This window comes from Nonomuraea sp. NPDC049129, assembly GCF_040648495.1.
In the GTDB taxonomy this organism is placed as follows: Bacteria; Actinomycetota; Actinomycetes; order Streptosporangiales; family Streptosporangiaceae; genus Nonomuraea.
The window spans coordinates 118,619-137,289 of the sequence record NZ_JBEZDU010000006.1 but is presented as its reverse complement, the minus strand read 5'-3'; the positions used below and the strand labels follow the sequence as shown (position 1 = coordinate 137,289).

The window sequence follows — 18,671 nt, the reverse complement described above, 5'->3', positions numbered from 1 at the left end:
GGCAGTGCCGGCCCGTGTGGCGGGAGAACAGGCTCACGGCCGTCTCCCCTCTGACCGCTGCTGCTCGATCGCCTCGTTCCAGTCGCCGAATGCCTGACCGGGACCCTTCACCGGCTCGGCCACGGGCGAGTTCCTGTCCTCCGGGGTGCACAGGTGGCCCTTCTCCAGCAGCTCCCGGCCCGCGTGCGTCCAGGTGCCGTCCGCGACGGTCACGATCGGCTGGTCGCATGAGCGGCACGGCTGCGGCTGCGGCGGCAGGCCCGTGATGGGGAGGTCCGCGCTGGCGACCACGTCACTGAGCGCCTGCCGCAATTCGGCGATGTGCTGCTTGCGGTCGGCGATCCGCACCTGGAGCTGGTTTACCTGCCCCTGGAGTTCGGCGATCTCGTCGCTGGCCAGCTTGATCTCCGGGTCGACGGCGGCGTGGAAGAGGTCCACGACGGCGGGCCGGTAGGCGATGCGGTTGTCGAAAACGCTGGTATTGCTCATTGCTGGTGGCTCCTGGTGCGTTGTGGATCTTTGCGGGGTGCGTACTCGGCCCCCGAGCGGTCGAGTACGCGGGAAGAAGGTCAGGGAGAGGGGACGGAGGCCACAGCCTCGACCGGGGCCAGGCAGTTGCATCGGAAGGCGCCGCACCGCCTGGTGAACGTCTTGCTCGGCTCGCGCTCCCCGAACTTGCGTCCGGTGTGCTCGTTGACAACCAGGTGGCCGCACTCACAGCGGGCACGCAGGTCGTCCTCGTCCCACCAGGTGTGGCCGCGCTTGTCCGGCGAGACGACCGCCTCGACGCGGTAGCCGACGCATGCGCCCTTGTCGTCGAGTCCGCCCTCCTCCATGAGCCGCTCGGCCTCGTCGGCGTTCTCGGCCGTCACCCGGTACTCGAACTCGAGCAGCGCGCGGATGACGAACTCTCGCTCCTCGGCCATCAGGCGTCACTCCCAGCGAAAAGGCCAGCCTGCTCGTCCTGGGCGTAGCCGCCGGCGTAGTACATGTCCCAGACCTCCTCGAAGAGAGGCAGGTCCTTGCGAGTCCAGGCGTACGTTTCACGGACGGCGCCGCTCTTGGTGCTCTCGGCGCGCTTGTCGGGCATGGGCCGCTGCTCGGCGAGTGCGACCTTGACGACGCGGCGGCCGAACCAGGACTGCGCGGAACGGATCTGCGCGTCGGTCAGGCCCTTCGACTTGAGGAAGTCGGGGACGTACAGCGGCATGTCGTCGGCGTCGACTTCGGGTTCCTCACCCAGCCCGATCGCCGCCTGGATCTTCATCTTGAGCTTGACCCACTTGTCGTCGAGGTAGCCGACGGTGGAGGCGAGCATCTCGATACGGGCCTTCGCGAGCTCGACGCGGTCGATCGCCTCGGACCGCTGCTCGTGGGTGGCGATCTCCTCAACGTTCAGGAGGTAGGCGCGAACGTCCTTGGCCACCTTGGACTCGGTGAGGATCTGGCCGACGTTCAGGATCGCCCGGCGGCTGAACACCGCGACGCGGCGGGTCTGTGGAGACAGTTCGAGGGTGTCACCGATGACACTCTCAAACTCGGCGCGCGGCATGACCTTGTAGCCGTTGCCCGCCAGTTCCGCGCGGTTCCGCTTGACGATCTGGTCGATCGCCTCAGGCGTCACCTCGTAGTAGGAGGCGACCATCTCCGTGGTGGCGTGGACGCCATCAGGGAGCAGGCTCAGCGCTTTGACCTTGTCGAGGACGTCGACGCGGCCAGCATGCTCGGCGCGGACCGCCTGCGACTGGATGAGAGCGAGCTCGTTCACACGATCTCCTTGGGGTTGGTGCCGGTGGGCGCCCCCGATAGGTCGCCCACCGGCAGGGGCTAGGGAAAGTCGATGTCGGCGACGATCTGGACCGACAGCACCGGCACTTCGGCCTCGATCACGCGCGCAGTGGAGCAGTGCGGGCAGGCGATCGTGCAGGAGGCCAGGAGATGGCCTGTCACAGCAGTGCAGGTCGGGCACCATGCCGGGACGATCTGGGCGCGCATCATGACGCCTTCCGATCCCATGACGCGATCAGCCAGCCCTCAGCCGTCGCAGCAGCCGGATTGTCGTGTATCCAGCAGTGGCACAGCCGGCACAGGCACACGCACTGTTCGGGATCGCAAATGTCGGCGCCCCGCGACCGCATGCCTGGCTCGTGCACGTCCGTGGCACGGGCCGACTGGCAGCGCTCGCAGATCGGTCGCTCCTCAAGCAGTTCGGCTACCAGGACGCGACGGACCCGGTACTTGGCTTCCTGCTTCTTGGAGCGCGCCCTGAGCGGGGTCTTGCGCTCGATGTTCCCGCCAGCCCGTAGGGCCGTCTTCCGCTCGAGCGGCTTGCCCTGCTTCAACTCCGTCTTGCGGCGCGGCATCGAGGAGCGCTTCACGTGGTCACCCCCAGCGTCTTGAGCTCGTCGCGGGTGGTGGCACTCAACGTGCGACCGACCTCGATGCGGGCGTGGATCGCTCGGAGCGCCTCCTTGCAGCCAGCCACCTCGCGCTCGGCGAGGTCGGCCTGGAACCGCTGCTCGTCGGCCTTGAGGAGAGCGGTCTGCTTGCGCTCCTCCACCGGCCCCGCGGACTCCAGATAGGCGCGGGCGTACGCGACCTCGGCGGCGCGCTTGGCGTTGGCCACCTTCACGCCGAGCTGCTTGTACTCCTTGACCAGGGTGTCCAGGTCGCGGGTGAGGCTGATCAGGTTGGCTGCGATCTCGTTGGGTGTCAGCGTCATGTCTGCTCACCCGCTTCGATGGCGGGGTTGAGTAGGTCGCCGATGAGCGGCTGGAGGGTGCCGTCCTGCCACGCCTGCCACACCAGCTCACGAGCACCAGGCCCGGCGGTGAACGCGAACTTGCCGGTCGGCTCGCCGCGCGTCACCTCCGCCACCTTGATGCGGGTGCCGGAGGCGTCCTTCAGGTAGCCGTTGGAGTCGATCCGCTTGAGCGTCTTCTTCAGGTAGTCGTCGCGGATCTTCAGCTTGAGCAGGTGCGGCATCTGGTCGCGGACGAACGCCAGCAGGTTCTCGTCCGTCAACGCGTCGTCGGTGAGCGCCTCGACGAACTCCTCGGGCGCGTCGTTGGCGATGATCCCCGACAGGGTTTTCATGTTGACCTGCGTGTTCGGCGGGCCGGCGAGGATGGCGATGCTGCCCAGCTCGGTGCCGTCCGGCAGTTCCGCGCTCAGCGACTTCGAGTTCGTGGTCTTGCGAAGTTCGGCGAAGTCGGGTTCGGCGTCCTTGCGGAGCTGCTCGTACCCTTCGGCGACGATGTCGGCCAGCACCTTGGCGGCGGCCACCTTCAGCGCGTGGGTCTTGGCGTTCACGCAGCCTCCTGACCGTCGAGGGCCGCCTGACGCGTCTTGATCGCGTCCATGAGCTCGTTGCCGGTCTTCGGGTCAATGGCGCGCTGCTTGAACTTGTCCAGCACTTCCTGCTTGAGCTTGCCGATCTGGTCGGCCGGCGCCTCAAACAGGCGCTTCTGGAAGGCGACCACCCACGCCTCATCGACCTCGGCTGGTTGAGCCGCCTGCTGTCGGGGCTGCTGGCGCGACTGGTGTGCGCGGCGGCCTGGAGCGGCTACGGCGTTCTCGGCGGATGGGTCGGCGCGGTCGCCCTTCGCCCACAGGTCCAGCGCGACACCGAATCGCATGGCCGCGTTGCGGAGCGCGTCACCGATGAGGACCTTGGCGGCGTCCGACTGGTTGCCGGGGCATGAGCCGTAGCCACGCCTTCGCACGCCGAGGACCGTCAGGTAGATCCACAAGCCGACCGGGTTGCCGTGGCCGTCCACGTCGAACTTGGGAGGGGCCGCGTCCAGGACGGCCTTGACCATGTCCGGGTTGCCGGTCGCTATCGCGGCGGTGAGAACCTGCGGGTCCACGTCGCGTTCCACCGGCTCCCACGACCACGCCGGGTCCGTCTCGATCAGGCGCTTCGTCACGTCCGCGTGGCCGACGTAGTCGAGGTGAATGTGACGGGGCGAGGTGATGGCGCCGCACTCGTCGCACTTGGCCTTCTTGTGCTCGTCGCAGGAGCCACGGTTGCGCGAGCAGCCAGGGCAGATGATGCGGGGCAGCTTCCCGACCATCTCCTCAGGGAAGGGCTTCAGCAAGTCGAGCAGCGGGTTGCGCTCGGCCTCGGTCGTTGTCACTGCTCGTCGTCTCCCTCGGCGTTGGGGGTGGTGTCGTAGTCGGCCTGTTCGCGGCGGTAATCGGGATCGGTCCACGCCGTCCATGTCGGTCGGGGCTTGCTCTCGGCTAGGTCGTCGCCCCCGTGGGCGGCCAACTCCGAGGCGGGCACGGTCGACAGGTAGGCAGTGAGGGAGGACTTGAGAACGCCGTAGTGGTCGTGCAGCCAGCTCACGGTCAACAGCCCGTCGCCCGCGAGACGGTGGACGTCGTCCAAGCTCACAGGCTGGCCGGTCACGTCAGAGATGCGGGAAGCGGCGGCGGACAGCGTCAACCAGGAGCCCGTCACGCCGACACCTCTGCCTGCTCGACGGAGCGGTACAGCACGCCGTGGCGCGGGAACACGCAGACCTTCTCGCCGCGCTCCACGGTCATCGACCAGGAGCCGGAAAACACCTCGCGCGCCCCCGCGGCGATAGCCTCGCCGCCCGTCGCCGGGTTCAGCTTGGAGATCAGCAGTTCGCGGCCGTCCGGCATGAGCAGCGTGTCGCCCACCACCAGAGCGGGGCCGATCATCGCGATGCCCTTCACAGGACACCGCCCCACCGCTGCCACGGTCTGGCGCCGACCCGCCACCAGATGCTGGCGTCCTCCGGCAGACCGCGGCTCTCCTGGTATTCGAGGATCCGCGCGCACTCCAGGTGGGCCTCGGCGATCCCCTCCACGGGGTCGGTGCCGAACTGCTGGTCCCCCTCGGAGTCCAGGCAGGTGTACCTGACCTGGTACCGGGCAACACCGGACCCGGCGATCTCCGGCATTACGCCGGTACGTTCGGGAGATGAGATAGTCATTGAGGTCCTGCTCTCTATCGATCAGTCAGTGCTCTTGAGCGGGATCAAGCGGGTCCGGCAGGGGTCAGAAGCTGTCGGGCCCGCGTCTTTTCAGGGGGTGGAGGCGCCGATCTCGGCGGCGAACTCCAGGGCGTCATCGATGGCGCGCAGGATCCGGGCGAGCATGGCGCCGGCCAGAACGTCGCGGTTGTAGCGCTCGGTGGCGGTCACGACGCCTTCCCGATGCGTGGACCTTTGGCGACGAGCGGGCGCACGTTGCTCCCAGAGATGGGGGCGGGCTGTGGCTGACGGGTGCGGCGCGGAACGGGCTGCGGTTTGACGGCCTGGCGCTTCGGCTCGTTCGCGGTCTCGCGGGCGGCGGGCCGCTGCTCACCTTCGCTGACAATCTCGGCGATCATCTCGTCGGTCCACCGGTACTCACCGGTGCCCTTCTTGCCAACCGTGACCCTGGTGGATCCCCAACGGCCCGACGCGGCCATTCGCACGACGGCCCGAGGCTTGCAGTTGAACAGCTCCGCCAGGCAGTGTTTGGTGTGCAGCGTCTTGCCGCAGGGGCAGTAGGCAGGGGTGGCGCTCATGCCGATTCCCGCTCGGCGGCATCGTCGGCCAGCAGGTCTTCGCGGGGTACGCCTAAGACGCGAGCGATGGCGTTGAGGAGCTTGAAGCCAGGCTGTGCGTGGCCGAGTTCGACGTTCCTGATGGTGTCGGGATGCCGCTGCATTTTTTCGCGCTTGGCGAGCTTGGCGACGAGTTCATCAACGGTGAGGTCGGCGGCTTCGCGTCGGGCTCGGATCTTTTTTCCGTCGGCTCTTGTGAGCTGCATGGACTGCAGACTAGTACAGATCTGTATGCAGAGTCCAGAGTCCAGGAGAACAGATCTGTACAGATTTCTAGTACAGGTTGGCACAGATTGATACAGACCTGGCCTGACACTGGGCCCTTACAACAGGTAGACCTGTACAGGTCTGTAGTCCATGATGAGTATTCGTGAGCCCTACACCAGCAACTCCCCGAGAGCGACTAGCCGCCGCCATGGAAGAGCGACGGCAGGCCCTCGGCATGACATGGGCAAAAGTGGCGTCCGAAGCGGAAATTACGGTCGAGACGCTCCGCGCTATCCGGCGCTTCAAGAACGAGCCCAGCACCCTGACAAAGAGAGGACTCGAACGCGCCCTCCACTGGAAACCTGACAGCATCGACGCGGTCCTGGCGGGCCGCGACCCCACCCCCCTTCCGCCAGCTGGCAGTCTTCCCGCGCTCGAAGCGGAGGTTCGGGGGGCGGTCGATGAAGCCGACGACGAAGGAGACTCGGCCATCACCCCGCAGCTGAAGGACCTGCTGGCGTCAGTCGATCGGCGACTGGCGGAACTCCACGAGACAGTCGCCAGCAGACTCGACGAGCAGGCCCGACAGATTGAGGAGTTGCGGCGAGAGCAGCGACTCGACGAAGAGGATCGACGACGCAAGGGCGCATAGCGGAAGATCTTCGCACACGCCACTAAAAGTAACAGAACGGTTACATTCGGATTTTGGGTGTAGACCCAAACCATGGCAAGAGCGTCAATAAAGTCCCGACAGCCTTACTGCACGAGGGACCAACCCGCACATCTCCCAGCACCGGAGGGCGGACGTGACGTCCCGTACCAACAGCACCAATGGCACCGACGGCCAAGGAGGAGGTGGTGACGACGGCGGCGGCTCCCCCAGCCAGCGCGCCCTGATCGCCCACGCGATCGAAGCCTCGCGCACCACCCGCCAAGACCGGGCCAGGATGCGTAAAGCTATCCGCGGCCTGGACCGTATTGGGCGGCATCACCAGCCGCCCGAAGATCCGTCGATTCCGCCGCAGCGCTTCGTCGAAGAACTGCGGCGGCCGACTCGCGCCCGCCGCAGAACGATCGTCGTCATGGTGGACGGCGACCGCGTCCCGATCCTGCTCAACCCGCAAGGCAAGGCCGATCCCGACCGTGAGCAGTGGCTGTGGGACTACGTCCGCGCCCTCGTACGGGAGGGCACAGCAAGATGAGCTCGCATCGCCGAGACGACAACGTCAAGCCGATCCCCCTCCGCTTAGACATGCCGCCGGAGATCGCCGTACTCGCCCTTCCCCGGAAGGAGGGCGAGGCACCGACCGTCATCCTCAACACGGCCGAGAAGAACCAGCGGGCCGCCTACAGCGTGTTCAGAATCGACGCTCTCGTGGCCGCCGCCTTCGGCTGGCTGGCGGAGCGACTTGCACACTGGGCTCGCGACCATCAGGGGGCAGCCACCACCATCACTGCTGCCGTCACCTCGGCGGCGGTCGTCACAGGGGCGAACATAGCGCTGGACGGCGACCGCTTGCCGGCTGCATTACCGCAGCAGACGGTCACCATCATGGCCACGCGGGTGGAGCCAGTCGTCGCCCCGACGCCGAGGCCAGTACGAACCACCGTCACGGCCGAACCCTCATCGAAGCCAGCCAGCTTGGCGGACCCCACGCAGCCGCCGATCATCCACACCAGCCAGACCGAGCCGAGCGTCAAGCCCACGACCAAGCCGACCGCGCGGCGAACCGCCAAGCCCACACCCAAGCCGAGCGCCAAGCAGCCGACCGCAGTCAGCGAGCCGACCATGCAGGCGCAGGAGGTTTCCGCGACCAGGACTCCCGCGGCGCCGGCCCCTTCGCCTGAACGGCCAGCCGCTACTCAGCCGCCCGCGGCGGAGGAGGGGCCTGCAACGACCGCCGCGGCGGCCCGGTGCGCGGTGCGGGTCGATTTGGATCCGCTGCTCGACCTCTGTGTGCTTTCCTAGCTTGAACCCCTGCCCTCAACCCTCCCCGAAGGAGACCTGCCAATGGGCTGGTCTGAGCAACGCGGGACCTTCTGGCGTGCCCGCTGGATAGCCCCGAACGGCAAAGCCGAGAGCGTCTCCGGCTTCCTCAATAAGAAGGCCGCCGACAAGTACTGGCAGCGGCAAGAAGCCGACATCGACGCGAACCGATATGTGGATCCGAGAGCCGGGCAGATCCTGTTCGAGGACTGGGTCAACACCTGGTTTCCCACGTTGGACCTTGAGTTGTCCACGCTGGAGACGCGCATGTACCACCTGGAGATGTGGGCGCTCCCCACCTTCCAAGGCCGATCTCTCGCGGCCATCGCCAGCGCCCCAGAAGAGATCGACGCCTGGGAGCTAGCGATGGTAGCGGAGGGCGGCGTGTCCAAGCGCACAGCGCGGGATGTCCGCTCCACGTTGGCCACCTGCCTGCAAGCCGCGGTGAGAGGGAAACGCATCCCGACAAACCCCGCCATCCGCGAACGCGCCACCGGCAAGAAGGCCACCCGCCGCATGGCGCGACGGGAGCACAAGCGCAAACCGTGGGTAACCCCGCTTGAGGGTTTCCTGCTGGCTGAGCGCGCCGCCGTACTCAGCGGGCGCGATGACGAATTCGTCGAGCTCATCACCATCCTGTACACAGGGCTGCGCTGGTCGGAGTCCAAAGGGCTCCACCCCGACCTGCTGCACGAAGGCCGATGGGACATCGACTGGAAGCTGTACGAGCTGAACGGCAAGTTCTATCGGCAATACCCGAAGGATGGGTCCGTCCGCGCCATCGATACGCCGCCGTTCTTGGATGCGCTCGTGGGTACCCATCTGGGGCGGATGGGCACCACGAGGTGCGCATGCGACCCGGCAACGGAGGACCCCTACTGCAAGGGCGGCGCCTACGCCTTCCTCGGGCCGGGCCGCACGCACGCACGCCGCAGCGATTTCGCGAGGCGGTTCTTCCGGCCCGCTGCTGACGGCCGCTACCCGGCACAGGGGGGTAAGCGGCCGCGACCAGCGACGCCGGTTCTGGTGGACACCTCGTCGTCCTGGCCTGGCGTGGCCGCCCCTGCGAGCTTCGCCGACGGGGTGTTCGAGGTGCCGGCCTCTCGCGGCATACTGCGCCGACCGGAGCAGCTGCCGGTCAACAGCCGCTCGAAGCGGGACGCGCTGATCGTGTACGCGGTCGATCAGGGGATGACACTGGAGGCGGCAGAGGCGCTCACGCGGGAGCAGCTGCTCGACCGGTTCGTCCGCTCCTCCTATCTGCCGGAGGGGGCGGAGTGGGGGGCGATGTGGCTGCCGGTCAAGCTCGGAATAACCCCGCACGGGCTCCGGCGCAGCCAGGAGACGTGGATGGCCGAGGATCGAATCGCGGACGTGCTGAGGGACGACCGAATGGGCCACATCGGGGAGGACGACGACCCGGAGACGAAGCGGTCCATGCGGGACCGGTACACGGAGATCTCCGACACGATGCGGGGTGAGCTCGTGGACTCGTTGCAGAAGCGGTGGGAGCGATCGTTGGTCGAGCGCGTCGAGCTGGAGCAGATCTGGTTCCGTGACAGCGGCCAGACGCCGCAGTCGCCCGTGCGGATCGTGAACGAGATCTTGCGGCCGTATCGGGAGGAGGTCGTCACGAGGATCAGCCGACCCACTCGGCGGCTCCGGGCGGCCCCTCAGGGGCGGCGGCGGATCTCCTCGGCCACGGGCTGAGCAGGGCTCACATTTCCAAGGTCACTCCCATTCTGCTCCCAGAATCGGACATCGACCAAACAGAAGAGGCCGTTTCCCGACTGGGAAACGGCCTCTGACCTGCGGTGGAGATGAGGGGATTCGAACCCCTGACCCCTTCGATGCGAACGAAGTGCGCTACCGGACTGCGCTACATCCCCATGGACTTGACCAGATTAGCAAACCCCCAGCACTCCTCGCGCCACACATTCAGTCCCCCACCGCCCGCCGAGGCGGCTCCGCGTACTGATCGAACAGTACGTCCCCCTGTCGAGCCGCCAGGTCGATGATCTCGGCCTGTGCCTGTTCGGCCGCCAGCTCCGCCGCCCGCTGCTGCTCGCGCAGCCGGCGGGCGCGGGCCGTACGGGCCTGAGCCGCACGATCGCGCCGTTCGCGGTCCACCTGGACCGCGATCCGGAGGAAGGCCATGTACGCCAGCATGATGACCCCGGCGGGCGCGACGCTCCACCAGGGGATCACCTTGACCGCGGCGGTGACGACAGAGGCGATCACGAGCAGGGCGGTGAAGAAGAGCAGGCGCCGGCGCCGGGCCACGATGATCGCGCGGCGCCTGGCCCGGAACTGCCGTGGGTCGACTCGTTCGAACTCGCCCGTGTAGTCCTCGGGCTGCTCCACCAGATCGTCGGGCTGCTGGGACAGGTCCGGTAGCTGGTGTTCGCCGGTGTAGTACTCCTCGAGCTCCACCAGCTCGGCGAGGTTGGTCTTGTCCCTGCGCAACCACATCGGAACTAGGACACACAGCCACATAACGACGATGGCCAGGTAGAGGAGGATGCTCACAGCCACCTCCGGGCAGCACAAAGACGCCTGGCTGCTGGCGGCGTCTTCGATGTGCTCACGTCACGCACCGTAAGACCGCGTGTCACTAATTGACGAGCATTCGGTGCGGTGTGTCGCGAGATCGTCAAACCTCTTCTACTGGAGACCCACCGTGAGCGGCTGACTCACGCGCGCGACGCCACTGTACGAGCAAGCCCCCGGGTACGTCCTCGACGGTCAACGCGTAACAAATGTGATCGCGCCAGGCTCCATCGATGTGAAGTTGGCGACGCCGTATGCCTTCTTCCCTGAATCCCAGCTTCTCAACCACCCTGCGGCTGGCTTGGTTCTCGGGGCGGATGTTCGCCTCCAGCCGGTGCAGGCCGGTGGTGAAGAAGCAGTGGTCGACGGCCATCGCGAGCGCGGTCGGGGTGATGCCCTGACCGGCCAGCGCGCCGTCGATCCAGTAGCCCACCTGTGCGGAGCGGGCCGAGCCCCAGACGATGGCGCCGATGGTCAGCTGTCCCGCGAACCGGCCACCGTGCGTGACGACCCACGGCAGCGCGAGGCCCTGCCTGGCCTCACGACGCAGGGTGCCGACCATCGAGATGTACGGGCCGAGACCCGTTCGGAACAGCGGCGTCTCCGGATTGCTGGGCTCCCAGGGACGCAGCCACTCGGCGTTGCGCAGCCGTGTCTCTCGCCACACACGTACGTCGGCCAGTCGCAGCGGTCGCAGGCCCACCGGACCTTCGTTGAGAACCGCCGGCCAGCCACGAAGTCGATCCACATCTCTCATCATCCCCCTATCGGGCACGATGTCGCCACGGATCAGCAGCGGTGACTCTCCGCACGCTAAGGGCGAGGGTGGTCACCGCCCCGAATCTGATCGACCGCGTGCTGAAGGACGGGAGCGAGTACGGCCACACCATCCCGTACGCCTCCGGAGGATCCGGGCAGATTGACGATCAACGTGTCGCCCGCCTGGCCCGCGAGACCACGGGAAAGGATCGAGGTCGGCACTTTGTCGCGGTTCGCCTGGCGGATGGCCTCCGCTATCCCGGGAATCTCGCGGGTGATCACCCGAGCCGTCATCTCCGGCGTCAGATCGGTCGGTGTCAGACCGGTCCCGCCGGTCGTCACGATCACCGCGTACCCTGCCGAAACGCCATCGCGGAGTGCGGCCTCGACCGGCTCCCCATCGGGCACCACGACGGGCCCCTCCACGGAACACCCGGCTTCCGAAAGCAACGAAACCAGGAGCGGTCCCGATTTATCGGCGTAAATCCCGGCTGATGCGCGATTCGACACGGTCACCACCAACGCCCTGATCACCGCGTCCACAACCCGGTCTTCCCGCCCACCTTCTCCTCCACCCGCACATCGGTGATCACCGCGGCCGGATCGACCGCCTTGACCATGTCGATCAACGCGAGCGCCGCCACGGACACCGCCGTCAGCGCCTCCATCTCGACACCGGTACGGTCGGCCGTCTTCACCCGGCAGGTGATGGCGACCCCCCAATCCTCGACGTCGAGCGACACCTTCACGCCGTGCAACGCGATCGGATGGCAGAGCGGGATCAGATCGGGCGTCCGCTTGGCGCCCATGATGCCGGCGATCCTCGCCACGCCGAGCGCGTCGCCCTTGGGCACCTCACCCGACCGCAGCAGCTCCACCACCGCGGCCGACAGCAGCACCCGCCCGGTGGCCGTGGCCGAACGCGCCCCGACCTCCTTGCCGGACACGTCGACCATGCGCGCGGCGCCCGTCTCATCGAGATGGGTGAATTCCGTCAAAACCGGGTCACCTCCACGACAGCCCCGGCGGGCACCTCGGTCACGTCCTCGGGTACGACGATCAGCGCGTTGGCCGAGGCCAGCGCGGCCAGCTGGTGCGAGCCCTGCCCGCGCACGGGCGAGACCGTGCCGTCGGACGACAGCACACCGCGCAGGTACGACCGCCGCCCCGACGGCGACCGCAACGGCCCGGTTACCCGGGCGGAGACCGTCTCCGGAGGGTCCACGGGCAGGCCGCGCATCTTCTGCAGCGCCGGCCGTACGAAGAGCAGGAAAGAGACGAACGACGAGACCGGATTGCCGGGCAGCGCGAAGATCGGCACCTGGTCCTCGCCCACGACGCCGAAGCCCTGCGGCATGCCGGGCTGCATCGCGACCTTCTCGAAGTTGACCGTGCCGAGCGGGGTGAGCGCCTCTTTGACCGGTTCGTACGCGCCCATCGAGACGCCGCCGCTGGTCACGATCGCGTCGGCGCGGATGAGCTGTGCGTCGAGCTGGTCGAGGAAGGCGGCGGGGTCGTCGCCGACGGTGGTCGCGCGGAAGCCCTCGGCGCCGGACTCGCGTACGGCGGCGGTCAGGGTCACGCTGTTGGAGTCCCAGATCTGGCCGGGGCCGAGGGGCATGCCGGGTTCGACCAGTTCGGCGCCGGTCGACAGGACCACGACGCGAGGGCGCGGCCGTACCATGACGCGGCGGCGGCCCACCCCGGCGATGATGCCGAGCTGCGCGGGCCCGATCACCGTGCCCGGTTTGAGGACGACTTCACCGGCTTGTACGTCCTCGCCCGCCCGGCGGATGGCGTTGCCGACCGTGGGGGCGCGGTCGATCGTGACGGAGACCGTACCGCCGTCCGTCCATTCCACCGGCACGACGGCGTCGGCGCCGGCGGGCAGGGGCGCCCCCGTCATGATGCGGACGGCATGCCCGGGACCGACCGCCCGCAGCTCGCTCGACCCGGCGGCCACGTCGTCGATCACCGGAAGGGTGACCGGGACATCCGCGACATCCTGCGCACGTACCGCGTAGCCATCCATGGCCGAGTTGTCGAACGGCGGCAGCGGCACCGGCGAGGAGACCTCCTCGGCCAGGGTCGCGCCGAGGGCCTGCTCCAGGTCGAGTTCGAGTGGGGCCAGCGGACGCACGGTGGCCAGGATCTCGGCCAGGTGGGCGTCAACTGATTTCATCGAGGAACTCCCGCAACCACGGCACGAACTCGGGCGCCAGGTCGGGCCGGTCGGCCGCGAACTTCACGACCGTACGGAGATAGTCGAGTTTGTCGCCGGTGTCGTAGCGACGGCCGCGGAACAGCACGCCGTGGACCGGCCCGCCCTCCTCGGTGCCGCGCGCGGCCAGCGTACGGAGCGCGTCGGTGAGCTGGATCTCGTTGCCGCGGCCCGGCGGGGTGTTCTCGAGCACCTCGAATACCGCCGGGTCTATCACGTAACGCCCGATGATCGCCCAGTTTGAGGGCGCCTCGTCCACCGGCGGCTTCTCGACGAGGTCGGTCACGCGTACGACGTCGGACTCGGAAGTGGCCTCGATCGTGGCCACGCCGTACAGCGAGACCTGTTCCTTGGGCACCTCCATCAGCGCGATCACGCTGCCGCCGTAGGTGTTGCGCACCTGGATCATGCGGTCGAGCAGCTTGTCGCGGTGGTCGATGAGGTCGTCACCGAGCAGGCAGGCGAACGGGTTGTCGCCGACGTGCTGCTTGGCGCAGAGGACCGCGTGGCCGAGCCCCTTCGGCTCGCCCTGGCGTACGTAGTGCAGGGTCGCCAGGGAGGCCGGCTCGCGGACCTGGGACAACCGATGCTCGTCGCCCTTGGCCTCCAGCACCTCCTCCAGCTCGAACGCCCGGTCGAAGTGGTCCTCGATCGACCGCTTGTTCTTGCCGGTGACCATGAGGAGATCGAGGAGCCCGGCGGAGGCCGCCTCCTCAACGACATACTGGATCGCGGGCTTGTCGACGATGGGCAACATCTCCTTGGGTGTCGCCTTCGTCGCTGGTAGGAATCGGGTGCCCAGACCTGCGGCGGGCACGACGGCTTTCGTCACAGGGTCGAAGTCAGCCATGAGTAGACCCTAGTGGAGGTATCTGTGGACAAGATGAAACTGCGCCGCGAGCTGCTCTCAGCGCGTAGCTTCCTCTCCCCGGAGCAGTTGCGGATAAACGCCTCGAAGGTCCGCGAAACACTGCTCGATCAGCCGTGGGTACAGATGGCCGGGCTGGTGGCCTGCTACTGGTCCGTCGGCTCGGAGCCGGGGACGCACGGGCTGGTGTTCGCGCTGTGGAAGCACGGCGCGACCGTGATGCTGCCCGTGCTGCGGGAGGACGACGACCTCGACTGGGCGGTTTATGACGGTCCCGACACGCTCGCACCCGGCCGCTTCGGGATCATGGAGCCGGTCGACACCCGGCGCGGCGTCGACGCGGTCCGCACGGCCGCCCTCGTGATCGTCCCCGCTCTCGCCGTGGACAGGCACTCGGGGGTACGGCTCGGCCGTGGCGGCGGCTCGTACGACCGCGCTCTGTCCAGAGTGGGGCCGAACGTCCCGACTGTCGCCCTTCTCCATGACGGTGAGCTGATCGACGACGTGCCGGCCGAACCACACGATCAGCAGGTCCGCTGGGCGATCACACCCAGCGGACTCACTAGGCTTATGTGAAGGAAACACACAGGAGGGGGCCAGATGACGCTAGATGTCTGGCTTCTCCTTGGTGCCGCGATCGTCATCGCGGCCATCGCCTCGGTCCGCATCGCGCATCGCAGCGGCCTGCCCAGCCTCCTGCTCTTCCTCGGCCTGGGTCTGGTCCTGGGCGAGGCCGGGTTCGGCATCCCGTTCGACAATCCGGAGCTGGCCCAGCAGATCGGCCTGAGCGCGCTGGCGGTGATCCTGGCCGAGGGTGGTCTGACCACGAACTGGAGCCACGTGCGCCGCTCGGTGCCGCTGGCCCTGATCCTGGCCACCCTCGGGGTGGCGGTCAGCATCCTGGTGGTGGCGGTGGCCGTACAGGGGCTGCTGGGGTTCGGCCTGAACTCCGCGCTGATCCTCGGCGCGGTGCTGGCCTCAACCGACGCGGCCGCCGTGTTCTCGGTGCTGCGGCGGCTGCCGCTGCCGCCGCGCCTGGCCGGCGTGCTGGAGGCGGAGTCGGGCTTCAACGACGCGCCCACGGTGATCGCGGTGGTGCTGCTGAGCGCCGCCACTCACTCGCCGCCGTCGCTCGGCTCGTTCCTGTTGCAAACCGGGACCGAGTTGGTCATCGGCGCGGCGGTCGGCCTCGCCATCGGGCCCGCCGGCGCGTACACCCTGCGCCGCGTCGCCCTGCCCGCCTCAGGCCTGTATCCGATCGCTGTCCTGGCGCTGACCTTCGTCTCGTACGGCGGCGCGGTGCTGCTGCACGGCTCGGGCTTCCTGGCCGTCTACCTGACGGCGCTGATCCTGGGCAACTCGCGGCTGCCGCACCGGGCGGCGACCAGGGGGTTCGCGGAAGGGGCCGCCTGGTTGGCGCAGATCGGGCTGTTCGTGATGCTCGGGCTGCTGGCCGACCCGAAGGAGATGCCGTCGGCGATCGTGCAGGGCCTCATCGCGGGAACGGTCCTGGTGCTCCTGGCCAGGCCACTGTCCGTGATGGTCAGCGCGCTGGCGGCCCGGCTGCTGCGCCTCGGGCGGACGAACTGGCGCGAACAGACGTTCCTGTCATGGGCCGGCCTGCGCGGAGCCGTCCCCATCGTCTTGGCGACCATCCCCTGGGCGGCCGGTGTCGCGGGCTCGAAGGACATCTTCAACGAGGTCTTCGTGATCGTGATGGTGTTCACGCTGCTGCAGGGGCCGACGCTGCCGTTCGTGGCCAGGATCCTCGGCGTGGCCGCCCCCGGAGAGGCGCACGATCTGGAGGTGGAGTCGGCGCCGCTGGAGGAGCTGAAGGCCGACCTGCTGCAGATCAAGGTGCCGCCCGGCTCCCAGCTGCACGGCGTCGAGATCTTCGAGCTGCGCCTGCCGGCCGGGGCCGCCGTCACGCTCATCGTCCGCGACGGCAAATCGTTCGTCCCCTCGGCCACCACCCGGGTCCGGGCGGACGACCAGCTGCTCGTGGTCGCCACCGCGGCCTGCCGCGACGAGGTCGAGAGCCGCATGCGCGCCGTCAGCCGCCGGGGCAAGCTGGCCGGATGGTACGGAGAACGCGGTTCGGAATAGACGTTTGACCTAATCGGTTACCATTAGCAGTCGCATCGCTCGAGTGCCAGAACTTGAAGGAGGAGCGCGTGCCGACCTACCAGTACGCCTGCAACGACTGCGGTGAGCAGCTCGAAGTCGTTCAGAAGTTTACCGACGATGCGCTGACGGTCTGCCCGGCCTGCGAGGGGAACCTGCGCAAGGTGTTCTCCGCCGTCGGGATCGTGTTCAAGGGATCGGGCTTCTACCGTACGGACAACCGGGCCAGTTCGACTGGTTCGTCCACCACCTCCTCTTCGTCCTCGTCCAACGGGAAGTCGAGCGAGAGCAAGCCCGCCGAGTCCAAGCCGGCCGAGTCGAAGTCCACCACGACTCCGGCCCCCGCGGCCGCTTCCGCCACCTCCTAGCGCCCTTTACGCTGCTGGCGTGGGCAATCGGCGTTGACGCCGAGCAGGGCCGGGGCAACTCGTTCGACGAGTTGCTCCAGCTGGGGGTGCGCGCCCCAGTCCGCGACGAGTCTGCTCAATCCCTCGCTCGAGCAGCGCAGCAGCCTCAGCGCGGCCCGCTGGCCGTCTTCTGTGAGCCGCAGCGAGTCGCCGTCCGGTGACCGTTCGACAAGGCCGTCCGTTATCAGCTGGTTGGCATAGGGACGGCCTTGTTCACGGCTGACGTTCGCCCGCGCCGCCAGGTCCGCGGCCTTGACCCAGCCCTCGCCGCCGAGCCTGGCCACGATCCAGACGCCCTGCGGTGGTACGCCGGTCAAACCGGCCAAGTCGCCCACCCGTTCGTAGAAGCCCCTGCGCAGGTTGGCGTCCGCCAGGCGTACGAGACCTCGCTCGACCTCGGCCAGCGACGACCGCTCCGCCGACGTGGCGCCCAGCCCCTCGCCCAGGTCGGTCGCCTTGGTCGTCTCTCTGAGGCGCTGCTGCGGAATCAGCCAGCTGAGCAGGAAAGCGACGAACATCACCGGCGCCGCCACCCGAAAGACGGCGGCGATCGCGTCGGCGTACACGTGCAGAAACGCAGCCACGAGGTGGCCCGGCAGCCGCTGAATGGTGGTGGGATCCTGCTGGACCCGCGCCGGATCGAAGGCCGGCGGCAGCCTGGTCCTGGTCAGCAACTCGCGCAGATCGGCGTCGAGCCGGGCGGTGAAGACCGCGCCGAGCGTGGCGACGCCGAACGAGCCGCCGATCATCCGGAAGAACGTCGCCCCCGACGTGGCCACACCGAGGTCCTTGAAGTCGACCGCGTTCTGCACGATGATCACCAGCACCTGCATGGTCATCCCCAGCCCCACACCCAGGACCAGCAGGTAGAGGCCCAGCGCCGACAGGCTCGTGTGCTCGGTCACCATGGACAGCAGGAACATCCCGGCCGTCGCCACCCCCGTGCCCGCGATGGGCAGGAAGCGGTATTTGCCGGTCCTGGCGATGATCTGACCGCTCACGATGGACATCGTGAACATCCCCGCCATCATCGGCAGCAGATAGACCCCGGACAACGTCGCGGTGACTCCATGAACCACCTGCAGATAGAGCGGAAGGTACGCGAGCGCGCCGAACATCCCGAACCCCACCACGAACCCGACGAACGCCGTCATCGAGAACGCCCTGTTCTTGAACAGCCCGAGCGGCAGAACCGGCTCGGCCGCCCGCCGCTCGGCGAGCACCCACCCGGCGAGCAGAGCGACGGCCGCCACCGTGAGCCCGATGATCATCGGGCTCACAGCGGCACCCCCGGTGGCGATCAGAACCAGACACGACGTGGCACCGCCGAGCAGCACGACACCCACATAGTCGATCTTGTGTTTGGTCCGCGTCTGATCCCCCGGCAGCGCCGTGGCGATCACGAACAGCGCGACCGCGCCGATGGGCAGGTTGATGTAGAACACCCAGTGCCAGCTGAGATGATCGACGAACAGACCGCCGAGCAGCGGCCCCACGATGCTGGACACCGCGAAGACCCCGCCGAAGAACCCCTGGTATTTCCCCCTGTCGCGGGGCGACACGACGTCGCCGACGATCGCCTGGGCCAGCACCATGAGCCCGCCGCCGCCCAGGCCCTGGATCGAGCGGAAGAAGATGAGCTCGCTCATGTTCTGGCTCAGGCCGCAGAGCGCCGAGCCGATGAGAAAGATGACGATGGCCGCGACGAACAGCCTCTTACGGCCGTATTGGTCGCCCAGCTTGCCCCACAGCGGCGTGGAGACCGTCGAGGCGAGCAGGTAGGCCGTCACCACCCACGACAGCTGCTCCAGGCCGCCGAGGTCGCTCACGATCGTCGGCAGGGCGGTCGACACGATCGTCTGGTCGAGCGCCGCGAGGAGCAGACCGAGCATGAGCGCGACGATGATGAGGACGAGGCCCTTTTGCCGCATGCGAAGATACTACTCTTCGCACTTGTGTGCTAA

27 protein-coding genes and 1 tRNA gene are annotated in these 18,671 nt (G+C 67.8%); 7 read left to right on the top strand and 21 right to left on the bottom strand.

The annotated features are described in order from the left end of the window. Positions 1 to 33: 33 nt before the first annotated feature. The 13 genes from AB0B64_RS19815 to AB0B64_RS19755 all read right to left on the bottom strand — a co-directional run bounded on the left by AB0B64_RS19815 (position 34) and on the right by AB0B64_RS19755 (position 5,790). Positions 34 to 489 (bottom strand): hypothetical protein, encoded by a 456-nt coding sequence (locus AB0B64_RS19815; RefSeq protein WP_358178835.1) that lies wholly within the window; start codon positions 487 to 489, stop codon positions 34 to 36. Positions 490 to 569: 80 nt separating this feature from the next. Then, the gene (locus tag AB0B64_RS19810; protein WP_358178833.1) at positions 570 to 926 is read right to left on the bottom strand and encodes a hypothetical protein; all 357 of its coding nucleotides are present in this window, start codon (positions 924 to 926) and stop codon (positions 570 to 572) included. Continuing rightward, positions 926 to 1,768 (bottom strand): hypothetical protein, encoded by an 843-nt coding sequence (locus tag AB0B64_RS19805; protein ID WP_358178831.1) that lies wholly within the window; start codon positions 1,766 to 1,768, stop codon positions 926 to 928. The genes AB0B64_RS19810 and AB0B64_RS19805 overlap by 1 nt, the downstream gene beginning before the upstream one ends. Positions 1,769 to 1,827: 59 nt before the next feature. After that, positions 1,828 to 1,950, bottom strand: coding sequence for a hypothetical protein (locus AB0B64_RS19800; protein WP_358178829.1), 123 nt, complete (start codon positions 1,948 to 1,950; stop codon positions 1,828 to 1,830). A 44-nt stretch (positions 1,951 to 1,994) separates the two neighbouring features. Next, a complete protein-coding gene (locus tag AB0B64_RS19795; RefSeq protein ID WP_358178827.1) occupies positions 1,995 to 2,378 on the bottom strand; it encodes a hypothetical protein in 384 nt (127 codons plus the stop codon). Continuing rightward, positions 2,375 to 2,722 carry a hypothetical protein gene (locus AB0B64_RS19790; protein WP_358178825.1) on the bottom strand — a complete coding sequence of 116 codons (348 nt, stop codon included), beginning with the start codon at positions 2,720 to 2,722 and terminating at the stop codon, positions 2,375 to 2,377. The genes AB0B64_RS19795 and AB0B64_RS19790 overlap by 4 nt, the downstream gene beginning before the upstream one ends. Next, on the bottom strand, positions 2,719 to 3,312 hold the full coding sequence (locus tag AB0B64_RS19785; RefSeq protein WP_358178823.1) for a hypothetical protein: 594 nt from the start codon (positions 3,310 to 3,312) through the stop codon (positions 2,719 to 2,721). The genes AB0B64_RS19790 and AB0B64_RS19785 overlap by 4 nt, the downstream gene beginning before the upstream one ends. Then, positions 3,309 to 4,139, bottom strand: coding sequence for a hypothetical protein (locus AB0B64_RS19780; RefSeq protein ID WP_358178821.1), 831 nt, complete (start codon positions 4,137 to 4,139; stop codon positions 3,309 to 3,311). Before AB0B64_RS19780 ends, AB0B64_RS19785 begins: the two co-directional genes overlap by 4 nt. Beyond that, positions 4,136 to 4,465 carry a hypothetical protein gene (locus tag AB0B64_RS19775; RefSeq protein WP_358178819.1) on the bottom strand — a complete coding sequence of 110 codons (330 nt, stop codon included), beginning with the start codon at positions 4,463 to 4,465 and terminating at the stop codon, positions 4,136 to 4,138. The genes AB0B64_RS19780 and AB0B64_RS19775 overlap by 4 nt, the downstream gene beginning before the upstream one ends. After that, positions 4,462 to 4,707 carry a hypothetical protein gene (locus AB0B64_RS19770; protein WP_358178817.1) on the bottom strand — a complete coding sequence of 82 codons (246 nt, stop codon included), beginning with the start codon at positions 4,705 to 4,707 and terminating at the stop codon, positions 4,462 to 4,464. The genes AB0B64_RS19775 and AB0B64_RS19770 overlap by 4 nt, the downstream gene beginning before the upstream one ends. Then, a complete protein-coding gene (locus AB0B64_RS19765; protein WP_358178815.1) occupies positions 4,704 to 4,967 on the bottom strand; it encodes a hypothetical protein in 264 nt (87 codons plus the stop codon). Before AB0B64_RS19765 ends, AB0B64_RS19770 begins: the two co-directional genes overlap by 4 nt. Positions 4,968 to 5,173: 206 nt before the next feature. Continuing rightward, entirely contained in the window at positions 5,174 to 5,545 is a 372-nt protein-coding gene (locus AB0B64_RS19760; RefSeq protein WP_358178813.1) for a hypothetical protein, read from the bottom strand. Further along, entirely contained in the window at positions 5,542 to 5,790 is a 249-nt protein-coding gene (locus AB0B64_RS19755; protein WP_358178812.1) for a helix-turn-helix transcriptional regulator, read from the bottom strand. Before AB0B64_RS19755 ends, AB0B64_RS19760 begins: the two co-directional genes overlap by 4 nt. A gap of 209 nt (positions 5,791 to 5,999) precedes the next feature. Between AB0B64_RS19755 and AB0B64_RS19750 the strand changes: the two genes are divergently transcribed. The 4 genes from AB0B64_RS19750 (at position 6,000) to AB0B64_RS19735 (ending at position 9,488) form a co-directional block, all read left to right on the top strand. Next, positions 6,000 to 6,443: a hypothetical protein gene (locus AB0B64_RS19750; protein ID WP_358178810.1), complete on the top strand. Its 444-nt coding sequence runs from the start codon at positions 6,000 to 6,002 to the stop codon at positions 6,441 to 6,443. Positions 6,444 to 6,597: 154 nt separating this feature from the next. Further along, entirely contained in the window at positions 6,598 to 6,993 is a 396-nt protein-coding gene (locus AB0B64_RS19745; protein WP_358178808.1) for a hypothetical protein, read from the top strand. A gap of 50 nt (positions 6,994 to 7,043) precedes the next feature. Next, on the top strand, positions 7,044 to 7,760 hold the full coding sequence (locus tag AB0B64_RS19740; RefSeq protein WP_358178806.1) for a hypothetical protein: 717 nt from the start codon (positions 7,044 to 7,046) through the stop codon (positions 7,758 to 7,760). A gap of 42 nt (positions 7,761 to 7,802) precedes the next feature. Further along, entirely contained in the window at positions 7,803 to 9,488 is a 1,686-nt protein-coding gene (locus AB0B64_RS19735; RefSeq protein WP_358178804.1) for a hypothetical protein, read from the top strand. Positions 9,489 to 9,593: 105 nt separating this feature from the next. Here the strand turns inward: AB0B64_RS19735 and AB0B64_RS19730 are convergent. The 7 genes from AB0B64_RS19730 to galU all read right to left on the bottom strand — a co-directional run bounded on the left by AB0B64_RS19730 (position 9,594) and on the right by galU (position 14,158). Then, positions 9,594 to 9,667, bottom strand: a tRNA-Ala gene (locus AB0B64_RS19730). A gap of 49 nt (positions 9,668 to 9,716) precedes the next feature. Continuing rightward, positions 9,717 to 10,250 carry a hypothetical protein gene (locus AB0B64_RS19725; RefSeq protein WP_357943687.1) on the bottom strand — a complete coding sequence of 178 codons (534 nt, stop codon included), beginning with the start codon at positions 10,248 to 10,250 and terminating at the stop codon, positions 9,717 to 9,719. 181 nt (positions 10,251 to 10,431) lie between these two features. Next, entirely contained in the window at positions 10,432 to 11,085 is a 654-nt protein-coding gene (locus tag AB0B64_RS19720) for a GNAT family protein (protein ID WP_357944580.1), read from the bottom strand. A 56-nt stretch (positions 11,086 to 11,141) separates the two neighbouring features. Further along, complete coding sequence (locus tag AB0B64_RS19715) at positions 11,142 to 11,621, bottom strand: MogA/MoaB family molybdenum cofactor biosynthesis protein (RefSeq protein ID WP_357944577.1); 480 nt, start codon at positions 11,619 to 11,621, stop codon at positions 11,142 to 11,144. Beyond that, on the bottom strand, positions 11,618 to 12,085 hold the full coding sequence (moaC, locus tag AB0B64_RS19710) for a cyclic pyranopterin monophosphate synthase MoaC (RefSeq protein ID WP_225296114.1): 468 nt from the start codon (positions 12,083 to 12,085) through the stop codon (positions 11,618 to 11,620). Before moaC ends, AB0B64_RS19715 begins: the two co-directional genes overlap by 4 nt. After that, on the bottom strand, positions 12,082 to 13,269 hold the full coding sequence (glp, locus tag AB0B64_RS19705; protein ID WP_358178802.1) for a gephyrin-like molybdotransferase Glp: 1,188 nt from the start codon (positions 13,267 to 13,269) through the stop codon (positions 12,082 to 12,084). Before glp ends, moaC begins: the two co-directional genes overlap by 4 nt. Beyond that, entirely contained in the window at positions 13,256 to 14,158 is a 903-nt protein-coding gene (gene galU / locus AB0B64_RS19700; RefSeq protein WP_357943683.1) for a UTP--glucose-1-phosphate uridylyltransferase GalU, read from the bottom strand. The genes glp and galU overlap by 14 nt, the downstream gene beginning before the upstream one ends. Before the next feature lie 33 nt (positions 14,159 to 14,191). On the opposite strand from galU, the gene AB0B64_RS19695 reads away from it, so the two are divergent. From AB0B64_RS19695 to AB0B64_RS19685, 3 genes are all read left to right on the top strand, one after another. Continuing rightward, positions 14,192 to 14,752 carry a 5-formyltetrahydrofolate cyclo-ligase gene (locus AB0B64_RS19695; RefSeq protein ID WP_357944574.1) on the top strand — a complete coding sequence of 187 codons (561 nt, stop codon included), beginning with the start codon at positions 14,192 to 14,194 and terminating at the stop codon, positions 14,750 to 14,752. 24 nt (positions 14,753 to 14,776) lie between these two features. Then, positions 14,777 to 16,282: a potassium/proton antiporter gene (locus AB0B64_RS19690; protein ID WP_358178800.1), complete on the top strand. Its 1,506-nt coding sequence runs from the start codon at positions 14,777 to 14,779 to the stop codon at positions 16,280 to 16,282. Positions 16,283 to 16,350: 68 nt separating this feature from the next. Beyond that, a complete protein-coding gene (locus AB0B64_RS19685) occupies positions 16,351 to 16,668 on the top strand; it encodes an FmdB family zinc ribbon protein (protein WP_357943679.1) in 318 nt (105 codons plus the stop codon). On the opposite strand, the gene AB0B64_RS19680 is transcribed toward AB0B64_RS19685, so the two are convergent. Further along, positions 16,665 to 18,638, bottom strand: a complete 1,974-nt coding sequence (locus AB0B64_RS19680) for a DHA2 family efflux MFS transporter permease subunit (RefSeq protein WP_358178798.1) — start codon at positions 18,636 to 18,638, stop codon at positions 16,665 to 16,667. The two genes, AB0B64_RS19685 and AB0B64_RS19680, sit on opposite strands and share 4 nt — an antisense overlap. Positions 18,639 to 18,671 lie beyond the last annotated feature (33 nt).